The 19,640-nt window shown below is 53.5% G+C and carries 22 protein-coding genes and 1 riboswitch; of the genes, 3 read left to right on the top strand and 19 right to left on the bottom strand.

Annotated features, from left to right (window positions below):
• The first annotated feature begins 238 nt into the window (after positions 1–238).
• A complete protein-coding gene (gene tnpB / locus ACZ2GZ_RS01330) occupies positions 239–1,411 on the top strand; it encodes an IS200/IS605 family element RNA-guided endonuclease TnpB (RefSeq protein WP_214715716.1) in 1,173 nt (390 codons plus the stop codon).
• 71 nt (positions 1,412–1,482) lie between these two features.
• Here the strand turns inward: tnpB and ACZ2GZ_RS01325 are convergent, their stop codons facing one another.
• From ACZ2GZ_RS01325 to ACZ2GZ_RS01260, 14 genes are all read right to left on the bottom strand, one after another.
• A complete protein-coding gene (locus tag ACZ2GZ_RS01325; RefSeq protein WP_214715718.1) occupies positions 1,483–2,118 on the bottom strand; it encodes an SDR family oxidoreductase in 636 nt (211 codons plus the stop codon).
• A gap of 23 nt (positions 2,119–2,141) precedes the next feature.
• Positions 2,142–2,780 (bottom strand): thiamine phosphate synthase, encoded by a 639-nt coding sequence (thiE, locus tag ACZ2GZ_RS01320; protein WP_214715720.1) that lies wholly within the window; start codon positions 2,778–2,780, stop codon positions 2,142–2,144.
• The gene (gene thiD, locus ACZ2GZ_RS01315; RefSeq protein WP_214715861.1) at positions 2,752–3,588 is read right to left on the bottom strand and encodes a bifunctional hydroxymethylpyrimidine kinase/phosphomethylpyrimidine kinase; all 837 of its coding nucleotides are present in this window, start codon (positions 3,586–3,588) and stop codon (positions 2,752–2,754) included. Before thiD ends, thiE begins: the two co-directional genes overlap by 29 nt.
• Positions 3,588–4,376 carry a hydroxyethylthiazole kinase gene (thiM, locus tag ACZ2GZ_RS01310; RefSeq protein WP_214715722.1) on the bottom strand — a complete coding sequence of 263 codons (789 nt, stop codon included), beginning with the start codon at positions 4,374–4,376 and terminating at the stop codon, positions 3,588–3,590. The genes thiD and thiM overlap by 1 nt, the downstream gene beginning before the upstream one ends.
• Positions 4,373–5,047, bottom strand: a complete 675-nt coding sequence (gene tenA, locus ACZ2GZ_RS01305; protein ID WP_214715733.1) for a thiaminase II — start codon at positions 5,045–5,047, stop codon at positions 4,373–4,375. Before tenA ends, thiM begins: the two co-directional genes overlap by 4 nt.
• Positions 5,048–5,128: 81 nt before the next feature.
• Positions 5,129–5,233, bottom strand: a riboswitch (TPP riboswitch).
• A 61-nt stretch (positions 5,234–5,294) separates the two neighbouring features.
• A complete protein-coding gene (gene pelG / locus ACZ2GZ_RS01300; protein WP_214803259.1) occupies positions 5,295–6,743 on the bottom strand; it encodes an exopolysaccharide Pel transporter PelG in 1,449 nt (482 codons plus the stop codon).
• On the bottom strand, positions 6,724–8,142 hold the full coding sequence (gene pelF, locus ACZ2GZ_RS01295; protein ID WP_214715748.1) for a GT4 family glycosyltransferase PelF: 1,419 nt from the start codon (positions 8,140–8,142) through the stop codon (positions 6,724–6,726). Before pelF ends, pelG begins: the two co-directional genes overlap by 20 nt.
• Complete coding sequence (locus ACZ2GZ_RS01290) at positions 8,139–9,986, bottom strand: DUF2194 domain-containing protein (RefSeq protein ID WP_029594503.1); 1,848 nt, start codon at positions 9,984–9,986, stop codon at positions 8,139–8,141. Before ACZ2GZ_RS01290 ends, pelF begins: the two co-directional genes overlap by 4 nt.
• On the bottom strand, positions 9,968–10,906 hold the full coding sequence (locus ACZ2GZ_RS01285) for a tetratricopeptide repeat protein (RefSeq protein WP_021065924.1): 939 nt from the start codon (positions 10,904–10,906) through the stop codon (positions 9,968–9,970). Before ACZ2GZ_RS01285 ends, ACZ2GZ_RS01290 begins: the two co-directional genes overlap by 19 nt.
• 4 nt (positions 10,907–10,910) lie before the next feature.
• Positions 10,911–12,080, bottom strand: a complete 1,170-nt coding sequence (locus ACZ2GZ_RS01280; RefSeq protein WP_021065923.1) for a GAF domain-containing protein — start codon at positions 12,078–12,080, stop codon at positions 10,911–10,913.
• A 161-nt stretch (positions 12,081–12,241) separates the two neighbouring features.
• Complete coding sequence (locus tag ACZ2GZ_RS01275; protein WP_241764562.1) at positions 12,242–13,069, bottom strand: glycoside hydrolase family 191 protein; 828 nt, start codon at positions 13,067–13,069, stop codon at positions 12,242–12,244.
• A gap of 219 nt (positions 13,070–13,288) precedes the next feature.
• Positions 13,289–13,441 (bottom strand): hypothetical protein, encoded by a 153-nt coding sequence (locus ACZ2GZ_RS01270; RefSeq protein WP_021065921.1) that lies wholly within the window; start codon positions 13,439–13,441, stop codon positions 13,289–13,291.
• Between the two features lie 48 nt (positions 13,442–13,489).
• Entirely contained in the window at positions 13,490–14,329 is an 840-nt protein-coding gene (locus ACZ2GZ_RS01265) for an aminoglycoside 6-adenylyltransferase (RefSeq protein ID WP_214715750.1), read from the bottom strand.
• Entirely contained in the window at positions 14,326–14,928 is a 603-nt protein-coding gene (locus tag ACZ2GZ_RS01260) for a pentapeptide repeat-containing protein (RefSeq protein ID WP_058765043.1), read from the bottom strand. Before ACZ2GZ_RS01260 ends, ACZ2GZ_RS01265 begins: the two co-directional genes overlap by 4 nt.
• A 53-nt stretch (positions 14,929–14,981) precedes the next feature.
• Between ACZ2GZ_RS01260 and ACZ2GZ_RS01255 the strand changes: the two genes are divergently transcribed.
• Positions 14,982–15,428: an NUDIX hydrolase gene (locus ACZ2GZ_RS01255; RefSeq protein ID WP_021065918.1), complete on the top strand. Its 447-nt coding sequence runs from the start codon at positions 14,982–14,984 to the stop codon at positions 15,426–15,428.
• Here the strand turns inward: ACZ2GZ_RS01255 and ACZ2GZ_RS01250 are convergent.
• Complete coding sequence (locus tag ACZ2GZ_RS01250) at positions 15,402–16,109, bottom strand: YjjG family noncanonical pyrimidine nucleotidase (protein WP_214715752.1); 708 nt, start codon at positions 16,107–16,109, stop codon at positions 15,402–15,404. The genes ACZ2GZ_RS01255 and ACZ2GZ_RS01250 overlap by 27 nt on opposite strands.
• 71 nt (positions 16,110–16,180) lie before the next feature.
• On the opposite strand from ACZ2GZ_RS01250, the gene ACZ2GZ_RS01245 reads away from it, so the two are divergent.
• Complete coding sequence (locus ACZ2GZ_RS01245; RefSeq protein WP_214715754.1) at positions 16,181–17,023, top strand: GNAT family N-acetyltransferase; 843 nt, start codon at positions 16,181–16,183, stop codon at positions 17,021–17,023.
• Between the two features lie 12 nt (positions 17,024–17,035).
• On the opposite strand, the gene ACZ2GZ_RS01240 is transcribed toward ACZ2GZ_RS01245, so the two are convergent.
• From ACZ2GZ_RS01240 to ACZ2GZ_RS01225, 4 genes are read right to left on the bottom strand one after another with little or no spacing between them, the layout of a single operon-like run.
• Positions 17,036–17,983, bottom strand: coding sequence for an alpha/beta hydrolase (locus ACZ2GZ_RS01240; protein ID WP_029594495.1), 948 nt, complete (start codon positions 17,981–17,983; stop codon positions 17,036–17,038).
• A gap of 59 nt (positions 17,984–18,042) precedes the next feature.
• The gene (locus ACZ2GZ_RS01235) at positions 18,043–18,399 is read right to left on the bottom strand and encodes a hypothetical protein (protein WP_021065914.1); all 357 of its coding nucleotides are present in this window, start codon (positions 18,397–18,399) and stop codon (positions 18,043–18,045) included.
• Complete coding sequence (locus ACZ2GZ_RS01230) at positions 18,399–19,154, bottom strand: HAAS domain-containing protein (protein WP_214715756.1); 756 nt, start codon at positions 19,152–19,154, stop codon at positions 18,399–18,401. Before ACZ2GZ_RS01230 ends, ACZ2GZ_RS01235 begins: the two co-directional genes overlap by 1 nt.
• Positions 19,129–19,482 (bottom strand): PadR family transcriptional regulator, encoded by a 354-nt coding sequence (locus ACZ2GZ_RS01225; RefSeq protein ID WP_029594492.1) that lies wholly within the window; start codon positions 19,480–19,482, stop codon positions 19,129–19,131. Before ACZ2GZ_RS01225 ends, ACZ2GZ_RS01230 begins: the two co-directional genes overlap by 26 nt.
• Positions 19,483–19,640 lie beyond the last annotated feature (158 nt).

Below are 19,640 nucleotides of genomic sequence, written 5' to 3'. Positions count from 1 at the left end.
TTCAAACAAATCCATCTCTTACCTTCTCTATCGGTCGCAGCGAATCCTTTCTCGAGTGCGCGGACACATCCACACAAAAAGCGAGCGGAACCAAATCCGCTCGCTGTCGTCATCTCGTTTATCAAAAATAGGCGAGAATACGCCCACTTCTAAACGTTAAGGGCGAAGCCCAAGTGAAAGTGGGCGATGAATCGCCGACCTCTCTTTTGGGTATAAATACCTAAAGGAGGTGAGCATCATGTTGAAGCATAAAGCATATCGATTCCGGATTTATCCGACAAGAGAGCAGGAGATCCTGATCGCCAAGACGATCGGCTGTTCACGCTTCGTCTTCAACCACTTCTTGGCGAAGTGGGAAGAGACCTACGAGGCGACGGGAAAAGGACTGTCCTACGGCTCCTGCTCGAAAGAAATCCCTTTCTTGAAGCAAGCGTTCGACTGGCTGATGGAGGTCGATAGCACCTCTGTGCAAAATAGCGTCAAACATCTGGCCGATGCATATGACCGTTTCCTCAAGAGGCAGAACGAACGGCCCCGGTTCAAGTCGAAGCGGAACCCCGTCCAGTCCTACAAGACGAACATCCAGGGCAAGTCCCAACTTCCCGAGGTGTCGATCGTCGGCGACCGGCTCAAGCTGCCGAAGTTGAAGTGGGTGCGTTTCGCCAACTCGAAACAGGTCGAGGGCCGCATCTTGAACGCCACGATCCGACGGAACGCGACGGGCAAACACTTCGTCTCCCTCCTCGTCGAGCAGGAGATCGACGAGCTGCCGAAGACCGGCTCCTCGGTCGGCGTCGACGTCGGACTCAAAAACTTCGCCATCCTGTCCGACGGCACGGTGTACCAAAACGACCGTTACTTCCGTTCGCTCGAGGAGAAGCTCGCCCGCGAGCAGCGCAAGCTGTCGCGGCGTCGGCTCATCGCCCTGAACCGGAACGTCAAGCTGTCGGAGGCAAAGAACTACCAGAAGCAGAAGCGCAAGGTCGCCCGCATCCATGAGAAGATCGCGAACAAGCGTACCGACTTCCTGCACAAGGTGTCGACCGAGATCGTCAAAAACCACGACGTCATCGGCATCGAGACCCTGCAGGTGAAGGACATGCAGCAGGACCGCAAGCTCAGCAAAGCGATCTCCGATGTCAGCTGGTCGGAGTTCTTCCGTATGCTCGAATACAAGGCCGGCTGGTACGGCAAGACCGTCGTCAAGGTCGGCAAGACGTTCGCCTCGAGCCAGCTCTGTTCGAGTTGCGGCCATCGACACAAAGACGTGAAGCATCTCGGTCTGCGCATATGGACGTGCCCGGGTTGTGGGACCCACCACGACCGCGATGTGAACGCGGGACTTAACTTGAAACGAGAGGCCGAGCGCATCCTGGCCTCTTCAACCGTCGGGACGACGGGGCTAGCCTGATCAGGTTCCGGTCGTTAGGCCGGATCACCCAGGAATCCTCCACCTCCAAGTGAAGCGTAGGTGGGGGTAGTTCAAAACGTGTCTTCGATTGCCGTGTCACCTTTGACAAGGTCGATTGCTTGATTATGGGCTGCGTCATGCCCGATGACGTGTGCCAAGAAGGCTGCCACGTCCGCACGTGGAATTTCACCGGTCGAGACGTCGCCTGTCTTCACCTTGCCCGTACCGGCATCATCTGTCAGTGCACCCGGGCGGACAATCGTGTATGTGAGCCCGCTCTCCTCGAGCAAACGATCGGCATGATGCTTCGCGACATAGTATGGTTTCATCTCTTCCGGCCATGCCGAACGATCTTCCGCCTTCAAGGCGCTGACCATGACGAACTGTTTCACATTCCCGTTCGCCTGAGCCGCCTCGATACTTTTCGCCGCGCCGTCAAGGTCGATTAACAGCGTCTTGTCGGCTCCGGTACTGCCGCCTGAACCGGCCGCAAAGACGACCACGTCCATCCCAGACATCGCCTGTTCAAGTGACGACACGTCACCTTCGAGGTCGCCTAACACGGCTTGATAGCCTTTCGATGTAAAGTCGTCGAGTTGCTCTTGTTTCCGCACCATCGCCGTGACTTGATGCTTCCCTTCCTCGTGCAATCGTTCGACGAGCTGTTTTCCAATCTGTCCATTCGCGCCTATTACAAATACGTTCATCTGTCTTCCTCCTCAAGTTGAATTCAGAGACAAGCGAAACGCCGTGTGGCCATGGCCACATCCGGTGCAGAAGCGATGGCCGAGATGACGGCGACGCCGTCCGCCCCGTCGTTCCGAATCATCGAAACGTGTTCCGGTGAGATGCCGCCAATCCCCACGATTGGCAGCTCTCGATACAAGGCTCGAACTTGGCGGATGAGCATCGTCCCGTTCACTGCCCCGGCGTCTTCTTTCGAATTCGTCGGGTAGACCGGACCGATGCCCACATAATCCGCATGCTCGATGGCCGCCGCTACTTCTTCGAGCGTGTGCACCGAGACACCAAGCCATTTGTCCGGGCCGATTCGCTCACGAACGCGTGCGGCCTCGGCATCATCCTGTCCGATATGAACGCCGTCGGCATCGATGCGCTCTGCTAGGTCGACGTCATCATTGATGATGAACGGAACATCGTATGAGCGGCAGAGTGTTTGCAACGCTCTCGCCATCGCTTCTTTTTTATCCCCATACAGTGCATGTTTACCTTTTTCGCGAAATTGAAAACATGTCACGCCACATTGAAGTGCCGTTTCCACCGTCTGGAGCATGTCTTCCGCGTTTGCGGTTCCGCAAATAAAATAAAGCCGCAACTGCTCAGCGATGGTTCGTTGTGATGGATTCAAGCGTCACACCTGCCTCTCCATGTGTCGCATACGCCCAGTGATTCGTCGGTCCATGTCCGGCACCGATATCGAGTCCATGCGTGATCGCGCTTTGAATGAATCGCTTGGCGGTCACCGTCGCCTCGAGGATAGAATGGCCTTTGGCCAGTTCCGCCGTGAGCGCTGCCGAGAACGTACAACCGGTGCCATGCGTGTCACTCGTCTGGATGCGCGGGGCCGACAGGAGGAACGCCTCTGACGCCGTCATGACCAAATCGTCCGCAGTTGCGCCATCGAGATGTCCCCCTTTTAAAATAACGGCACGGACACCGTACGCTAACATCCGTTCTGCTGCTTCGATGCTGTCTTCAAACGTCCGAATCGTCATCCCCGTCAACACTTCCGCTTCCGGCACGTTCGGCGTGACGACGGTCGCGAGCGGCAAGAGGGATGTCTTGAGCGCCTGGACCGACGAATCCTGAAGCAACGAGGCCCCGCCTTTTGCAATCATGACCGGGTCAACGACGAGCCGATTGAATGTGTGACGCCGCACCCCATCAGCGACCACCTCGATGCGCGCCGCATCGAACAACATCCCGGTCTTGCACGCCGCAATCGTAAAGTCTGAACCGATTGCATCGAGTTGTTGCGTCACGAGTTCCGGTGACACCGCCTCGACCCCATGCACCCCACGCGTGTTTTGGGCCGTGACGGCCGTCAAGACGCTCGTGCCGAACACACCGAGCTCCTGAAACGTCTTCAAATCAGCTTGAATGCCAGCGCCACCGCCCGAATCCGAACCGGCAATCGTCAACACTTGCTGCCGTATCATGACACCACCTCGATGCGGTCACTCGGCAACTCGACCGCCGTCATCTTGCCGAGCTCATTCAAGAAGTGAACGGGGAAGTCACCCGGCCCGTCGGCCAAAGCGGTAGCGAGTTCCCCGCACCGGGCATAACCGGCTAGCGCTGTCGCCGTGGCCGTAACCGCATCCCGTTCGACCGCAAGGAACGCACCGACGACCGCACTCAGTAAACAACCGGTCCCTGTCGTCCGGGCCATCGCGCCAGTGCCGCCTTTAATTTCAATCGTCACGTCCCCGTCACTGACGATATCCGTCTCTCCGGTCACGGCAACGACACAGTTGTAGCGCTTAGCCGCTTCACGCGCGATGTGATTCAAATCATCCCGCGTTTCCCCAGCGTCAACGCCGCGCGCCGCCGCGTCGAGACCAATCAATGTCGCGATTTCTCCGGCATTCCCACGGATGACCGTCACACGGACAGATTGCAGAATCGCCTGGGCGACGTCGCGCCGAAATGAGGTCGCCCCGACACCAACCGGATCGAAGACGATCGGACTACCTGCTTGATTCGCCGCCTGTCCGGCTCGAATCATCGTACGTTCCGTCATTGCATCGAGTGTACCGATATTGAGCACGAGCGCATCGCTTAAAGACGCCATCTCGGCCACTTCTTCGACCGCGGACGCCATGACCGGGGCCGCCCCGATGGCGAGCAACCCGTTCGCTGAAAAGTTGGCGACGACGATATTCGTGATGTTGTGGATGAGTGGCCGTTCGGCTCTGACTTTGTCCCATAAGTCGCGCTTCATCGTGTCACCCCCGCCGGTAAATCCCACGACTCGAGCGTCCACGCCATCTCCCAAAACGCATGCTCGTAATAACAACTCTTCAAGAACAGCTGTTGATACCGGACCCGTTCTTCCGCCGTCGCCTGCCCAGCGAGCACGTCGAGCCGTTCAATCTGTTCCTCGACGAGGTCGCGGAACCATTCCGACCCGTACGTCGCAATCCACGTCGCATAAATCGGGTGGTCGGGTGTCGTGTCTTTCATGCGTTCGCCAATCTCGTAATAAACCCAATAGCACGGCAAAATTGCTGCGAGCACGTCACCGAGCGTTGGACCGGCATGTTGCATATGGAGCGCATAGGCGTAAGCCGTCGGGGCCGGCTCAAACGTCGCCCACTCCGCCTCCGTCACGTTGAGCAAGGTGAAAAACTCACGATGCAGCGCATGCTCTGCTTCGATGGTATGGAGCGCGTGCGTCAAAAAGCGGCTCGCTACTTCCATGTTCGGGGCGAGTGTCGCGCCTTTCGCCTGTACTTTCGAGAACTGATTCAAATAATACGAGTCTTGCATGACGTAATGCCGAAACTTCGCCTCGTCGAGTTCACCCGTTCCGAGCTCGCGGACGAACGGATGGTCAAAGCTGGCTTGAAACAAGGCATCGGCCTCTTGTCGTAAATGTGCGGTGAATGTCATGTTTTCTCCTCCTTTGTAATCAAAAAAGACGCCGCCTTCCATAACGGAAGCGGCGTCGGATTTACACAAAGTGTACGAAAACAATCGGTTCGCCCACTTCCCTACGCTAGCGTGAACTAGATCAGGTTCAAAGGGTCTGGACCTCGTCCATCTCAGCCGCGTCACGCGACTCCCCTAGTGGTAAACATTATGAAATTCGGTCATCTACGACCACATCATATCAGTCTTTCTCCGTACTGAAAACCCTTTATCGTGAGAATCGCCGGTTCAACAACGTCCCCATTTGCGAGAACCGCTCGGTGCCGAGCTTGCGCCGGTTTGAGGCGGCGAACACGTAATAATCAACTTTGCCCATATAATAAATCAAACGCAGGCCGGCCAAGAAGAACGTGATCGTCGTGCTGACGGCAAAGCCGACACCGTACCAATCGATGCCGCGCGGCAAGAGCAGTAACGTGAACAACGCGTTCAACGTGAAGAACGAGATGTTGACGAACAACGCCCCGCGCCGGTCCTCGAAATAGAGCAACAACAACGTCAAGATGAGAATCATCGCATTCGCGAACGCCGCGAGCGTCGTCATCCGAAAGATTTGACCGATCTCATCCGGGACACCAATCCAACTGACGAACACGCCCGCCATTAGGATGGCGAACAGCGTCACCACGCCTTGGCTCCGTGCGAGTCGAATCAACTCATTTTTCAATACGGACGTCATCGTCTGTTTCGCCTTCTCGATTTGATGGAGTGCCCCACCGTAGTTGATCAATCCATAAAACGTACGGTAGCGCTCATAAAACCGGGTCTCGACAGCGACGACGAACAAGAGCTGCGTCGGGATAATCGTCAAGTAGGACCAAAAGATGGCCGTGTCATAATACGGGTTGAACAAGAACGAGTCCGCGATGATCACACGTCCTTCACCGAACCAGATGATGAAATTCGTGACCCAAATCCCGAGCACGTACAACACGCCGATGGCGAACAAGTCTGGATAGCGGTCGAAGTACTTGAAGTACGAGAACTCTTTCACCGCGTAACGGAGCGGGAACGTCCGGAGCATCGCGAAGAACAACCCGAACAACGTCACAATCATCCCGACCGTGAAACCGAGCAACAGCTCGAGACTCGACGGGTCGACCATGAGACGGCTAATCGCATAGACGCTCCCGACCGAGATAAGTCCGCCGAGCAGGAAGCTATAGGCCACCGCTTGATAATACTTGGCGGCACTTAAAAACAAGAACATGACCCAGATGACGTTAATCGTCATGAATAAAACGAACAACGTCAGTTTGTACAGAAAATCGAGCGGCGACAATAGCCAAAAGATACTATACAGCAAGCTTGCCGCGAGAATCGTCACTTTGAGCATCCCGGTGAACACCGGGAAAATCTCATGTGCCTTCTTCTCATAAAACAAGTCCGCCACGTATCGGGTGACGACGAGCTGTTGAAAACTGAACAAGATTTGCGAGAAGATGAACGCGTACGAGACCGAGATCATGAAGAGCGTCCGTTCGGCGAGCGACAACGTCGGCATTTGGAACGCCAACCATTGAATCGTACCGACGACCAAGATGACAATCAACCACGGTCCGGATGTGACGAGGCCGGAGAACGTGTACGCCTTCAGCCGGGACGAATAGTAGTCTTCTTGGAACAACTTCTGTAACTTAAACCCGATGCCCGCCATACTGTTCCCTCCTCGCTTCATAGATAGCCTTATAGCGGTCCACGACTTGTTGGAGACGATAATATTGGCGGACCCGCTCCCGTCCGTTCTTGCCGAACCGCATTCGTTCCTGCGGGTAATCCATCATCCATTCGACTTTGTCGGCGACCGCTTCCGGATGAACCGGTGGCACGATGAAACCGGCCGGACCAAACGGGTCATCCGCTCGTCCGTATAAAAGCTCGGAACAGGCGCCGACATCGGTGGCGACCCACGGAATCCCGGCGGCCATGCCTTCGAGAATCGCGAGCGGCTGCCCTTCCGAGATGCTCGTCAGGAGTAGTAGATCAAAGGTCGGCAAATACGTTTGGACGTCCACTTTCCCGGCCAGTTCGACATAATCGCTCAATCCGCTCTGTTCGATGAGCAGACGGCACTCTTCCGCATATTCTTCATCCTCGTCGAGTGGACCCATGATTGTCAGTTTGAACAGACGATGCCGCTCCTGCAAAATCTTGGCGGCGTAAATCATCGTCTTCAAGTCTTTGATGGGAACGAGGCGGACGATGGCACCGATTTGAAAGAGGTCGTGCTCCGGACGATCGACCGTCGCCTGGATTTGTCGGTCGGCAATCCCATTGGCGATAATTTTCGTCTTCTCGCTCGGGGCGCCGATCCATTCCTGATATTCGCGATTCCGCTCGAACAAGGTGATAATCTCATCGGCCGCGTTATACGCCTCGCGGGACAAGTGGTGGAAGAACCGAACCCATCTCGGCTTATACGGCGCCGGAATCCAATACGACTGTAAAATTTCTTCCTCGCGTTCACGGGAATAAATGCCATGCTCGGTCAAGATGAACGGGATCCCTTGCGTCTCTTTCATGTAGGAAGCGACTACCCCGGCATAACCTGTCGATACGGAATGGACGAGGTCGACTTTCGGGAGCGGCTGATGGAGCACCCGCAAAATCGGGGTGTACATGCTTTGCCACATCCAGAAATAGTCGATGAACGAGCCGCCGTTCATCTCTTCGGCGTAGGCGGCCTTCACGTTGCGCCAAAAGAACTCGCTCGCGAAAAACGCCTCGCTCGAAGGCACTTCTTTCCCGAGTAGTCGCAACGCTTGCCGGTTCGGGCTTCTTAACATGAGCCAATCCGACACGTTCTGTTCGTCGTCGGCACCCCACTTCAATCGTCCCCTCGCGCGTTCACCTACGTCGTTCAAATACAGATGGGTGATGCCGGAGACGTTCGGAGGGAGCGCGTATTTCATGTCTTCTGGCCGTTTCTCGGTCGGTTGAATCGAGATGATTTCAAACGACACCTCGGGCATCGCCTCGATTAACGTCTGCGTCCAGCTCGATACGCCTCCGCTCACGTACGGATAACTGCCCTCTAAGACAAGTCCGATTTTCATTGCGCTTCCCCCTTGATGTCGATCTCAGCGTTCGCCGATGTCAGTTTGACGAGATAGAGCGGTCGGTCGGCCTCCCACTGCTCGACCGTCCCGAAATCAAACTTTCCTGTCTCGAGTGACTGGCCCGGTTTCAGGCGAATCGTAAAATGAGACGGGTTGACGAGCCCTTCCCCGGCCAAATAGACCGTCGACTCATCGAACGTGACGTTCAAATCAGCTTGTTGGTAGGTGATCATCTTTTCGGTCGCGTAATGTTGCGTATACGCTTCGAGATGCGGATATTGGTCTCTCACGTCATGGACGATTTTTCGCAGGCTCGTGAACATCGTATCCCAGTCCCGTCCGAAGGCCCGGTCTGGATCGATGACATCATCCGGGTGAATGAAGTGTGAAAACACGCCGAAGTTGGCGATTGCATCGACCATCTGAAAAATCGAGCCGCGCTCTTCCCCGTAATCGCTCGTCACGCGCGGGAAATGATAGAGATTCGGGTGCGTCGCATCAAATTCGAACTCTTGCACGAAATCCCCGCTTTCCGGTTCTCCGGTGTAGAGCGAGGCGATTGTACGAAGTTCCGGCAACGCCTCGGCAATCGCATCGACCCCGGTCCGGTTGAGCGCGTTCGACGGTGGGACGTATGACTTGAGCGTCTCGGCCGGGAAATAGTTCGCAAATACGGATTCGGCCTGTAATAACGACCGTTTCATCTCGTCTTTATCTTTCCACGGGATATATCCATACGTCGGATCAATCGGTTCATCGGCCGTGACGAGCGACTGATGATTATAGCCATGCAGGCCGATTTCACCGCCGTGGGCAATCAGTTTTCGCCCGAAATACAACATCGGAAACTCGCCGCGCTTAATCAACTGCTCATCGACAAGTTCCATCTCTTCCTCATACGTCCCAATCATGGCACCTGTATAAATCACATCGTCGTCTTTCGCTAAATCGACCATGTCTTCCCACCAATCTTCGGCGAAGAAGTCTTTGACGGATTTATCAAGCGGGGTGGCAGAGACATCTTTCATCTTCCCATCCATGACCGGTGCCGGGAAATCATCAATGTACATGAGTTTGATGGCCGCTTGTGCCGTGACGAACGCCGGTGGCATCGTGCCGAGCGTCTGCACGAACAGCCCGCGAATCATCTTTTGGTTCGTGATGGTCGTGTTCCAGTATAGGACGTTCCCTTCGCCGACTCCGTATTCCCACAGGATTGGGAAACCTTCGGCTGACAACATGACGTTGGCGTCATCCGCGATCGCAAAGTCGACGACGCTATGAACGAACAGGTCGTCCGGCGGATTCAAGTCGACATAGCCCGGGAAAATCGTCTCCTCGAAATTCAAGCCGTATACGTCCGGCACATACTCACCAATTTCTTCAATCCCGGTCAACGCGTTCCACGCGGGGTCTTTGAACCGGTTCGCGAACACGAGGTTGCCGCCCTGTTCGACGTAACGCTTCATCGCGACGAACGGCCATCTCGATGAATCTTCTCCGGTAAAAATGATAATCGTATACGGAGAAGGCGCAATCGATCCGACGACACCAGGACTGACTTCACGCACGTCGAGCTTCGCGTACTGCAAGCCGTGACGCAGATTGTCCGCCGTCTCGACCGCCAAATCTCCTTCATCCCGGACGAGATAAATTTGAAGTTGATGTTCGCCCGCTTTCGCTGACGCATCACTCTTCAATTGATCGATATTCATCTGCTGCTCGGCGACGTTCGGCAGTAACGTGTGCAGCGAATGAATCCGTAAGTATTGAATCGCACCGACGATGACTAGAAATAAGACGATGAAGAGCGAGAATGAGATTACAGTTCGTTTTTCCATGATGTCGTGTCACTCCATTCTTCAAACAACAGTCGGTACTCATACGGCACATCCTCGAGCGAAAACTGGGTCTGCATCATAAACATGACCGCCTTCACTTCGTTCCAACGCTCCCGCTCATAATAGAAGTTGATGAGCATGAGGTGGGCCTCGATTCGTTCAGGGAAATGATGGACGTACTCCTTCAGGATGTTCAATTGCTCTTTCGGATGCTGTAACGTGAGATAAATCTCGTTCAAGTCTTCATAAATCCATGGTGCCGGCGGATAGAGCGTCTTTACTTTTAACAATTCTTCAAGCCATGCGGTCTGCTTGTCCTTCAACATGACCTCAGTGATGAGCTCGCTATGAATCATCCGTTTATAGATTGTCGCGAGCCGTTGAATCGTGTCCGGATTCCCTAAATCATACTCGCGTTTCGCTAATTTCAGTTCTTGTTCATACTGATCGATCAAGATATTCATCGTCGCTGCCGCATAGTGGACGGTCTCACTGTCCTTGCTCTCGAGACCCATCTGCAAATATTTCCCTTGCTGGTCAATCGACTGGTTGACGTGCGTCAAAATCGAATGTTTTCGGATGGCCGGATCTTTGGAATTGATGGCATCGGTGAGCGGTAACAAGTGCGCGCTACTATTCGCTTCATGACGAATCTGTTCATAGTTGACGACTTTGAAATCGATATAGTCGTCATAGTCTTCAATCAGACCGCTCCGCCCAAAGCGCTCAGCCAAACGATACACCGCAAAGACGGCAAATTCGGCCACAAACGGTAGGAACAGTCCGAAACTGAGGGCCGCTACCGCGACCCCATAGTCGGGTGCTTTCATCTTTCGTTTCAACACGATTAGCAAGACGAAGGCGAGCACGGCGTGAACGACATAAATCCCAATCAATCCGAAACGAACCGTCGGCTCCATCCCGTCACACTCCCTTCTGGATCAAAATCCCTTCGATCCGATCATAAATCCGTTGACGGTGTTCTTCACTCGTCCCGGGGAGCAACAGCAACAGCTTGTTGTCTTCGGGATCGTAGCCGACGACATCGATTTCCCGTAAATACGAGTGGACGATGGCCTCGATACTCTCGAGCGAGACCGGTTCATAGCCGAGCGCATAATCGAGCACGATATACGGCTGTCCGTGGTGAAGTTTCTTTTGTTCTTGAATGGCGACCAGTTCCGTGAACGCCTCTTTCTTATAGAACGAGGTGCCTTTATGCATTTTCTCGTGCTGCTCTTTGCGAATCAGGTTTTCGGCGTTTTGGACGCGCGTCCCAATCCACGAGAATAAGATATTCAAGACATGCAAGTCATCGGTCGTCAACTTGCGGAGCGGCAAGCGTTTGATGACGACGACTTCACGTGTCTGTCCGTCCACGACGATCGGCGCGAGCAACATCGGGTCCGTGTCCTCATCATCGAGCTGACGGAGTGTCGTCTCTTGGACTTGGAAGAACCGTTTGAACATGCTTGACGCCTCGTCAAGGAAAATCGTTTGCGGGAACTCTTTCGTTTCGGTTTGCCGAATCAAGAGGCGCATCGATTTCTGGGAGCGGTCGACGTGGTAAATGGCGACATCGCTCGCTAAAAACGTCTTTTTCAGCAGGCGAATCGTTTCGCTTCGAATCAGTTCCGGGTGTGGCAAGTCGAGCGATACGGCAAGTTCATACAATTGGTTCAAGCTGTATTCGGATTGAAGTAGTTTTTGACGAAGTGTCGTTTGCGAAGTGTTGAGTAAATCGACGGTCTCTTTCAAATACGTGTTCTCATCTTTCAGTTCCTCATTGCGGAACTGACTGATTTCATAACGCTCTCGAAATGAGGTGCTGAACAACCCGACGATGACGGTGATGGCGAAGTAGTAAAACAGTGTAAGAAGTGAGTTTGTATCGTAGAACAAGAGGAAGATGTCCCCTCCCATTAAGCCGGTGTATAACACTTTATAGAGGAGCAAGATGCCAAAACTGATTAAGCCGAAGATAGTGCCGTATCGTAAGGCGAATAAGATGGCGGCCGCATAAAACAAGTTCAACTCATTTTGAATCGTGCCCAGATTAAAGAATAAATCGATTCCAATCAACAGCGCGAACACGACAAGAATCTCAACCCATTTGAGCCACGGACGGTCTTGAGCGTATAAAATGATAATCCCCTCCTCGCGATTGGTTCCTCGTTACTGGTCCAACACATAGGCAGCCGAATGTAAGTAGTGGATGACGGCATCTTCTATTTTCCTCATACCCTAATCAACACCTAAAAATCCCACGTATTGTAATACGTTGGTTCGTGATAATGAATAAATCCGTTCGCTTCGGCCATGTCCCGACTGGTCGCTTCCTCTTGATCGGACACGGTGAGGACGGCAATCCCATACTCGTCTTGAATCACGTTCATCCGGTCGAGCATCTCCATCGACCACGAATCAGATGTGATTTCGGTGTAGTTGAAGCCTTCCCACATGAAGCCTTCCACATATGGGGCACTCGTCCGTTCGAGCGTCTCGATGCCCCAATTTTGAACGACCGGAACGCCGGGATACGCACGCTCAATCGCCTGCAGAAAATCCTCGAGCCCAGCCAACTGTTCCGCTAAGTCTTCTGGATAGTCCAAATGGACGTCATCGATGTCCCCAACCGTATCAAGGAAAATACCGTCCAAATGCTTGTTGATGACTTGTTTTTGAATCTCGCGGATTAAAATTTTGCGAAAGTCGGCAGAACTGATATCGGTCAAATACGAGTCCCACTTCGGAAAGTAAATCCGTTCCCCATCCCGATAGAAGTAGTCATCCTTGTCCATTTGGCCGATCAGCGCTCGATTCCACGAATCCGCCTCCATCACATTGATATACCCGAACACTTTCGTCCCGTTCGACCGAATCGTTTCGATCTGTTCGGGCGTATACCAAATCGGTTCGATAATGACGAGGTCGTAGCGAGCCATATCCTCGATAATCGCCTCGGTCGGCATGTTATAGAATATCTTGTAAGAGTGAATCTCATCAAAATCAAACGGCTCTCGTGTCGTACATCCTCCTAAAAAGAAAATGAGCAATAAGCCGGTAAGCCACAATCGTCGCACGCGGACACCTCCTTGGTGAGCAATCTGTCTTGGTGTGAATCGGTCCGTTTGACGTTGAACAACGAGTAAACATGCTAATTGTTTCTTTAGAAGGAAGAAAATGGATGAGAATCGATTTATTGAGAGTTGCCCGGTTCTGGCCCGACCTAAACGTCTCTCGCCCGATTCCGCTCACTAAAAATCTGCTATACAAAAAAGAAGACTGATGAAAACAGTCTTCTAGCGTCCAGTAATCAGCAAATATAAGTTGAAGGCCACGAGTCCAAGCGGAAATAAGGCCACGACAACAATCGGCCATTTCTTCGTCCGGATGCCGACAAATAAAAGTAAACTCCCTACTAGGAGCGCGATGAACGTCGTATACGGATTCAAGCGTCATTCCCCCTTCTATAGAGGGGCTTTTCCCGACTCGACCGAAACTTAACCGTTTGAACACCAAAGCGTCGAAAAGGCGTCACGAATTCGTCGGGCTTCATCTGCACGAAAGGGATATCCCGCCCGCTCGGCGACCCGTCTGCTCGTGCGTTCGAACTGCTCGACCAACGCTTCATGGGCCGCCTCGAGGGAAGTGGTCTCGATTGCCGGGAATGTATGAAGATAGCTGTCCCACCTTGCCGCATCCATATATGGGGCCAGAGCGTCACCGGCCTTCCCGGCGTTCACGGTGAAGTCCGTCTTAAAACCGACCTCCCACGACAGCATCTGACGGAGCATCGTCCGCATAATCGTGACATGGTCGTACGCGTATAATAACTGCCCCCGCTTGATGCCTTTGACGACGTAAAGCGACACCCACCAAAACTCGTTCCAACACTGCTCATAGTCAAATCGGCTCGGTCGGTGGATGCGGTACGTGTCATCAGATGGAATCGGTTCACCGGCAATCCCGTCTTTATCGACGAGGACGAGACTGAGTGAGTCCGCTTGAATCGCCTGTTGCACGTCACGCAGCGGGCGAACGGTCAAATCGACGCGATGACCGGCTGCAAACTGGACGAGAAACGCGAAACGCTCATATTCGTCGCCTCCCGGCACCTCGTCCGGCATCTGCATGATCAAGACGTCCCCGAGCGGCAGCATCCAGGAACGGTCCTCGATGAACGTGGTCACGTCTTCGACGAAACAAGTGACATCGACGTCTTGAAAGCAGTCCACCGGCACGTTCGGATTGACGAGCGACCCGTTCAAGACGAGGACGCGGACGTCTTCCCGCTCCGCGGCCACGGACGTCAAATGCTCGAGCACTTGCTCATTGGTCATATGACGTTCGCCCCGAGCGAGCGGGCGATTTGGACGGCCTGTATCACATCGATCGTCGCTTGTTTCAGGATGACGTCCGAGAAATCGACCCCGTCCATCTCGGCCCCTACAAAATCGGCACCGGTGCAATCCGCGTGCTGCAACACGGCGCGGGACAAGACGGCGTTCGTCCAGCGTGATTCTTTCAAATCCGCACCGTATAAATCGGCCTCGGTCAACCGGACACCGGACCAATCCATCTTCCGGAGCGGGGCGTGACGCAGATTGACGAACGACCAATCTCCTTCACGCACGACGACCCCTTCGAACGTGCATGACTCGAACGACGAGCCTGTCATCTTGCACTGATCGAACTCGCTCAAAAACAGATTCGCCCCATTGAACTGACAGTTCAGGAACGAGCTGCCGCTGTGGCGCGAGGCGTTCCACTTCGAATCGGTGAAGTCACAGTTGATGAAACGACACTGTTCGGTCTCGAACTCGGTCGCATCGATATAGGTAAAGCGACAGTTCTCGAACGTCGTCTGCGTGAGTTGGATGTCACGGAGCGTCTCGTCGCGGAAGTCCTCGCCTTTATAACTCTCATTTGATTGAAACATGACCTGCCCCCTTGACGTATAATTGATGTAGCTTAAGGAATGGAGTGATGAAAATGGATATCGTATTTCCGACCGAGCACGGCACGTTCAATTATCGCGTTGCCGGCATCTGGGTCCAGGACGGTCATTTGCTCGTTCATCGGAACGTGAACGATGACTTTTGGGCGTTGCCGGGCGGCCGGGTCGGCATCGGCGAAGAAGCCGAGCTCGCCTTGACGCGTGAGCTGCAAGAAGAACTCGAAGCGACACTGACGGGAACGACGTTCGCTTTCGTCTCCGAAAATTTCTTCACGTATTTGGAGCGCACCGTGCATGAGATCGGCATGTACTTTTATGTATCGGGTGACCTCCCGCTCCGGCATGGAGACTTCCACGGACCGGAAGGCGATCACCTCATCTATCGTTGGCAGCCGCTCGACGCGCTCCGGGACTTGAAACTCTTCCCGGAGACACTCTATGCGTTGCCGCAATCACTACCGCCCCACTTTATCGATCGCTGAGCTTGATAGAATCGACTTCAATTCGTGCAATTCTTGAATCTCATATGTCGTCTCGACCGACGCCGCAATCTCGTGCGGATTGTACCAGCACGTGTCGAGCCCATACATGCGCCCGCCGGCGATATCTGCCGTCAGCGAGTCACCGACGATGAGTCCACGTTGCGGTGCCACGTTCGGCACGCGGTCGAACACGTAATCGAAGAACGGTTTCATCGGCTTTTGCGATCCGGTCGCATCCGAGACGAACACATCCTTGAAATAAGGAAGCAGTCCCGACGCTTCGAGCCGCTTGAACTGCGTCTCCGTCACACCGTTCGTGACGATATAGAGCGGATACTGTTCACTGAGCGTTTGGACGAGCTCGAGTGCCCCATCGATGATGTGTACCCCGTCGTGCAAATGGTCGCGATAGCGCTGTTCGACTTCATGCGCGTCGATTGTGATGCCGAGCGTATCGAACAGTTGCGTGTGTCGGCCCATTAAGACGTCTTCCCGTCCGACCTCGCCACGCTCGAACGCGCGCCATAATCCGTTATTGATCGTCACGTACTGTTGTTTCAATTCATCTGTCATCCGAACGTTGTGTGCCGCGAGCAACTGCTCCAAGGCGACGTGCTCGCTCTGTTTAAAGTCGAGCAACGTGTCGTCGACATCGAATAAAATCGCTTCATACCGTTTCATAATCTCTATTACCCCTCTCTGCCTCTAATGTACAGGAACAGACATAGAAGTTCAAAAAAGGAGCGAGCCCTATGCCCAAAAAGCCAATCACCAACCTCGAGTATTCGAACAAAGAACTCGAATCGTTTTTTTACTTTGCCGATGAGACGTTCGGCATCGATTTTCGCGAGTGGTACAAAGCTGGCGAATGGACTGACCACTATCGCTGTTATTCATTGACGTTCTATCGGAATGTCATCTCGAACGTCGGGATGAGCCGAATGACAGTGATGATGGACGGAACCGCGCGCGAAGCGTATCAAATCGGAACGGTCATGACGGACGAGATCCGACAAGGACAAGGGCTCGCCACCCGCATCTTTAAGCATGTGTTCAAGCAGCATGACACGGATGGGTTGTCTTATTTTTTGGCTTGTAACGAAGGGGTTGCACCGTTTTACGAGCAACAGGGGTTCTCCGTCCAACCCGAACCGGAGCTATTCGTTTCAGTCTCGGGATCGGCTTCCCCACTCGAACATGTCGACGTCGATGCCGAACAGTGGCGCCGTTTCAAACTGGAGTCACTCCCGTTTTCACCGCGTCTGTATACGACAGACGACATGCACATTTGGATGTTCCATTACTATCAAGGGATGGACGAGGACGTGTATCGTTTCGATGACGTCCATGTCATTTATATGATTGAGCGCTCGCGCTTAAACTTGTATGCCGTGCTGTCGCCGCGACCTGTCGATATGCGTGACGTCGTGGCCCGGCTCTCCTTTGAAGGCATCACCGAAATCGTCTTTAAATTCACGCCCGATCTGGACGGTGTGGAACAACGTCCGTCCCGCGACGGCCAATGGATGATTCGCATGAACGAAGGACAATTTTTCCCGGAAGGTTGTCGCTTCCCTTATTTATCGAAAGCATGAAAAAAACTCGCCTTAGGGGCGAGTTTTTTGCGTATGGAAGGCATGTCCGAGCGACTGCGCCGCTTCTTTGACGGCTCGTCGCGCTTCCGGAACGTATGCGTAGTAGTTGACGAAGCCGTGGATGAGTCCTCCGTAATTGTGATACGTCACCGGGACACCGAGACTAATCAATTTATTGGCGTACGCTCGGCCGAGGTCACGGAGCGGGTCATATTCGGCCGTCAACAGCGTCGTCGGCGGCAGTTTCGCCAAATGTGGCGAAACGATTGGCGAGGCGTAGGGGTGGGTCAATTCAGTCTCGTCATGAAAGTATTGGTGTTGGAACCAACGAATCAACGCCTCGTCGAGCAAATAGCCGGTCGCATACTCGATTAACGATAACGGCAGATTCTCCTCGGTCCCCGTCACCGGATAAAATAACAGCTGATGCATGGCGAGAGGACGGCCTTGCTCGATGGCCATCAAAGCGCTGACCGTGGCGAGCGTCCCCCCAGCGCTGTCACCGCCGACGGCGATGCGCTCGGCATCGATTTCGAGTTCCGAGGCGTGATCCGCAATCCAAACGAGCGCCTCATAGCTGTCGTAGACGGCTGTCGGGAATTTATGTTCCGGCGCGAGTCGATAACCGACCGAGATGACGGTACAGTCGGCCTCATTCGCGATCGTCCGGCAAATCGCATCATGCGTGTCGAGACTCCCCGTGACATAGCCACCCCCGTGATAATAGACGAGGGCAGGGGCAAGCGTTCGACTCGATCGATAGATGCGGATTGGAAGTGAGCGATTCGGGAGCGTGATCCAGCGCTCCTCGACATCAAGCACATGTTCTCTATGTTGAAATCGGGTCATCATTGCGTCTTCTTGTCGTCTTAATTCGAGCGGATCCAATTGGTCATATGTGGTCGAGAGCTGATTTTGAAACTGGTTCAAATAAAATTGAATCGTCGGATTGACTGGCAATGGGAATCCCTTCTTTCTCTTTTAGGCGTTCAGTTGCCTATTCCCAGCCGCGTCCGACCTTAAGCAGATTCACGTGCTTTTTGCAAAGCACGACGATACATATACGCCAAAACGACACCACTCGCGTAAACAATGGTCCAGACATTCACGAGGATAGACTGGCCAATCGGCTTGAAGAAATAATCCCACGCCCCATCGACGTGCCAAACCATCGCCGTGGAAATGACATACGATACGATGAGCCCACATGCGAGCCACGGGAACATCTCACGCCGCCCAAACCACCACACACTCGACCACACGATCGCTGGAATCAGAAGATAACCGAGCGCATTCCCCCATAGAAAGTCTGCCGCTGTCACGAAAAAGCCCCACGGCAGACACAAGATCGCGACAAAAATGATTCGTCCGAGCATCATGCTTGTTCCTGTTGATTCTTTTTCCACCAGACGAACAAGAAGACCCCCATCCCGACGAACAGAATCAGCATCGAGAAAATAAGTTGTTGCTCGAGCGGCAAACTCGTCTGGGCAAACGCGTATTGTGGTCCGAATAAGAGAATCGGAATGATCAGATTGATCCATGTCTTCGTCCACACCGAGACGGTGAGCAACGTGACGACGGCCAGTCCGAACAATACGAGTTGACCGGTTGGACCGAACACGATCGTCGGGGTCTCGACGAAGATGTCGAGTATCATCAGCCCGAGGAACAATGTCATCGGCAGCGCAGCGAGCGTGATGTACGTCGCCCCATTTTTAAATTTGCTTTCTTTCGAGCGAACCGACATGTGGCGGAACGCTTGTGAGGCGGCCAGCAAGAACAGGACGGCGATGAGCGGGAACCCAATCAACTGGACCGTCGAGAATGTCATCTCGCCTTGAATGAAGTTGGCGATGATGATGTAGGCGAACACGTTCGGGATGATCATCGCGATGATTTTGAAAAAACCTTTCCCATCGAACGCCATCTCACGCCCGAGATGCTGCATGTAGGCTTTCGGGCTCTGGCCCACGACATCGTCCACGCTTTTGCCTGCGCGTTCCGCCTCCTCGAGGTGGTCTTTCAGCTCGGCGACAACGTCTTGCACTTCCCCTTCCGATTTCCCGCTCGACATGAGATATACCGCCAAGTCATCCAAAAAATCACGACTCTTTTTTGAAAGTTCCATCTTCATTCCCCTCTCCGAGTACGCGGTCGACGCCGCTTGACACTTCCGCCCAACGTTGTTTGAAGGCGAGCAATTCTTGCTGTCCCGCCTCCGTCAAAATGTAATACTTTCGCTTCGGCCCTCCGGACGGCAGTGTTTTTTGAATCGTCTCGACCCAGCCGTCTTTCTTCATCCGTAACAATACCGGATAGATACTGCCCTCACTCACCATCGTGAATCCGTACGCCTGCAACTTCTCCGACATCTCATAGCCGTACGTCTCTCCTTTATCGATGATGGCCAACAGGCAACCTTCGAGCAATCCTTTCAACATCTGACTCATCGCCATGGCGTATCCTCACTTTCACCAAACTAACTTGTTATACACAATAGTAATGGAAGGAGCTACCATTTGCAACTACTTTGTAAAACAAGTTAGTTGCGCATCGAGAGGTTTATTTTTTCAAATCAGGTGAATACTTCTTAAGGTGAAGCAAAAAGATAAAG

This window comes from Exiguobacterium sp. KKT215, assembly GCF_055635335.1.
The sequence above is the reverse complement of the archived record's forward strand: the minus strand, read 5'-3'. Positions and strand labels throughout refer to the sequence as shown.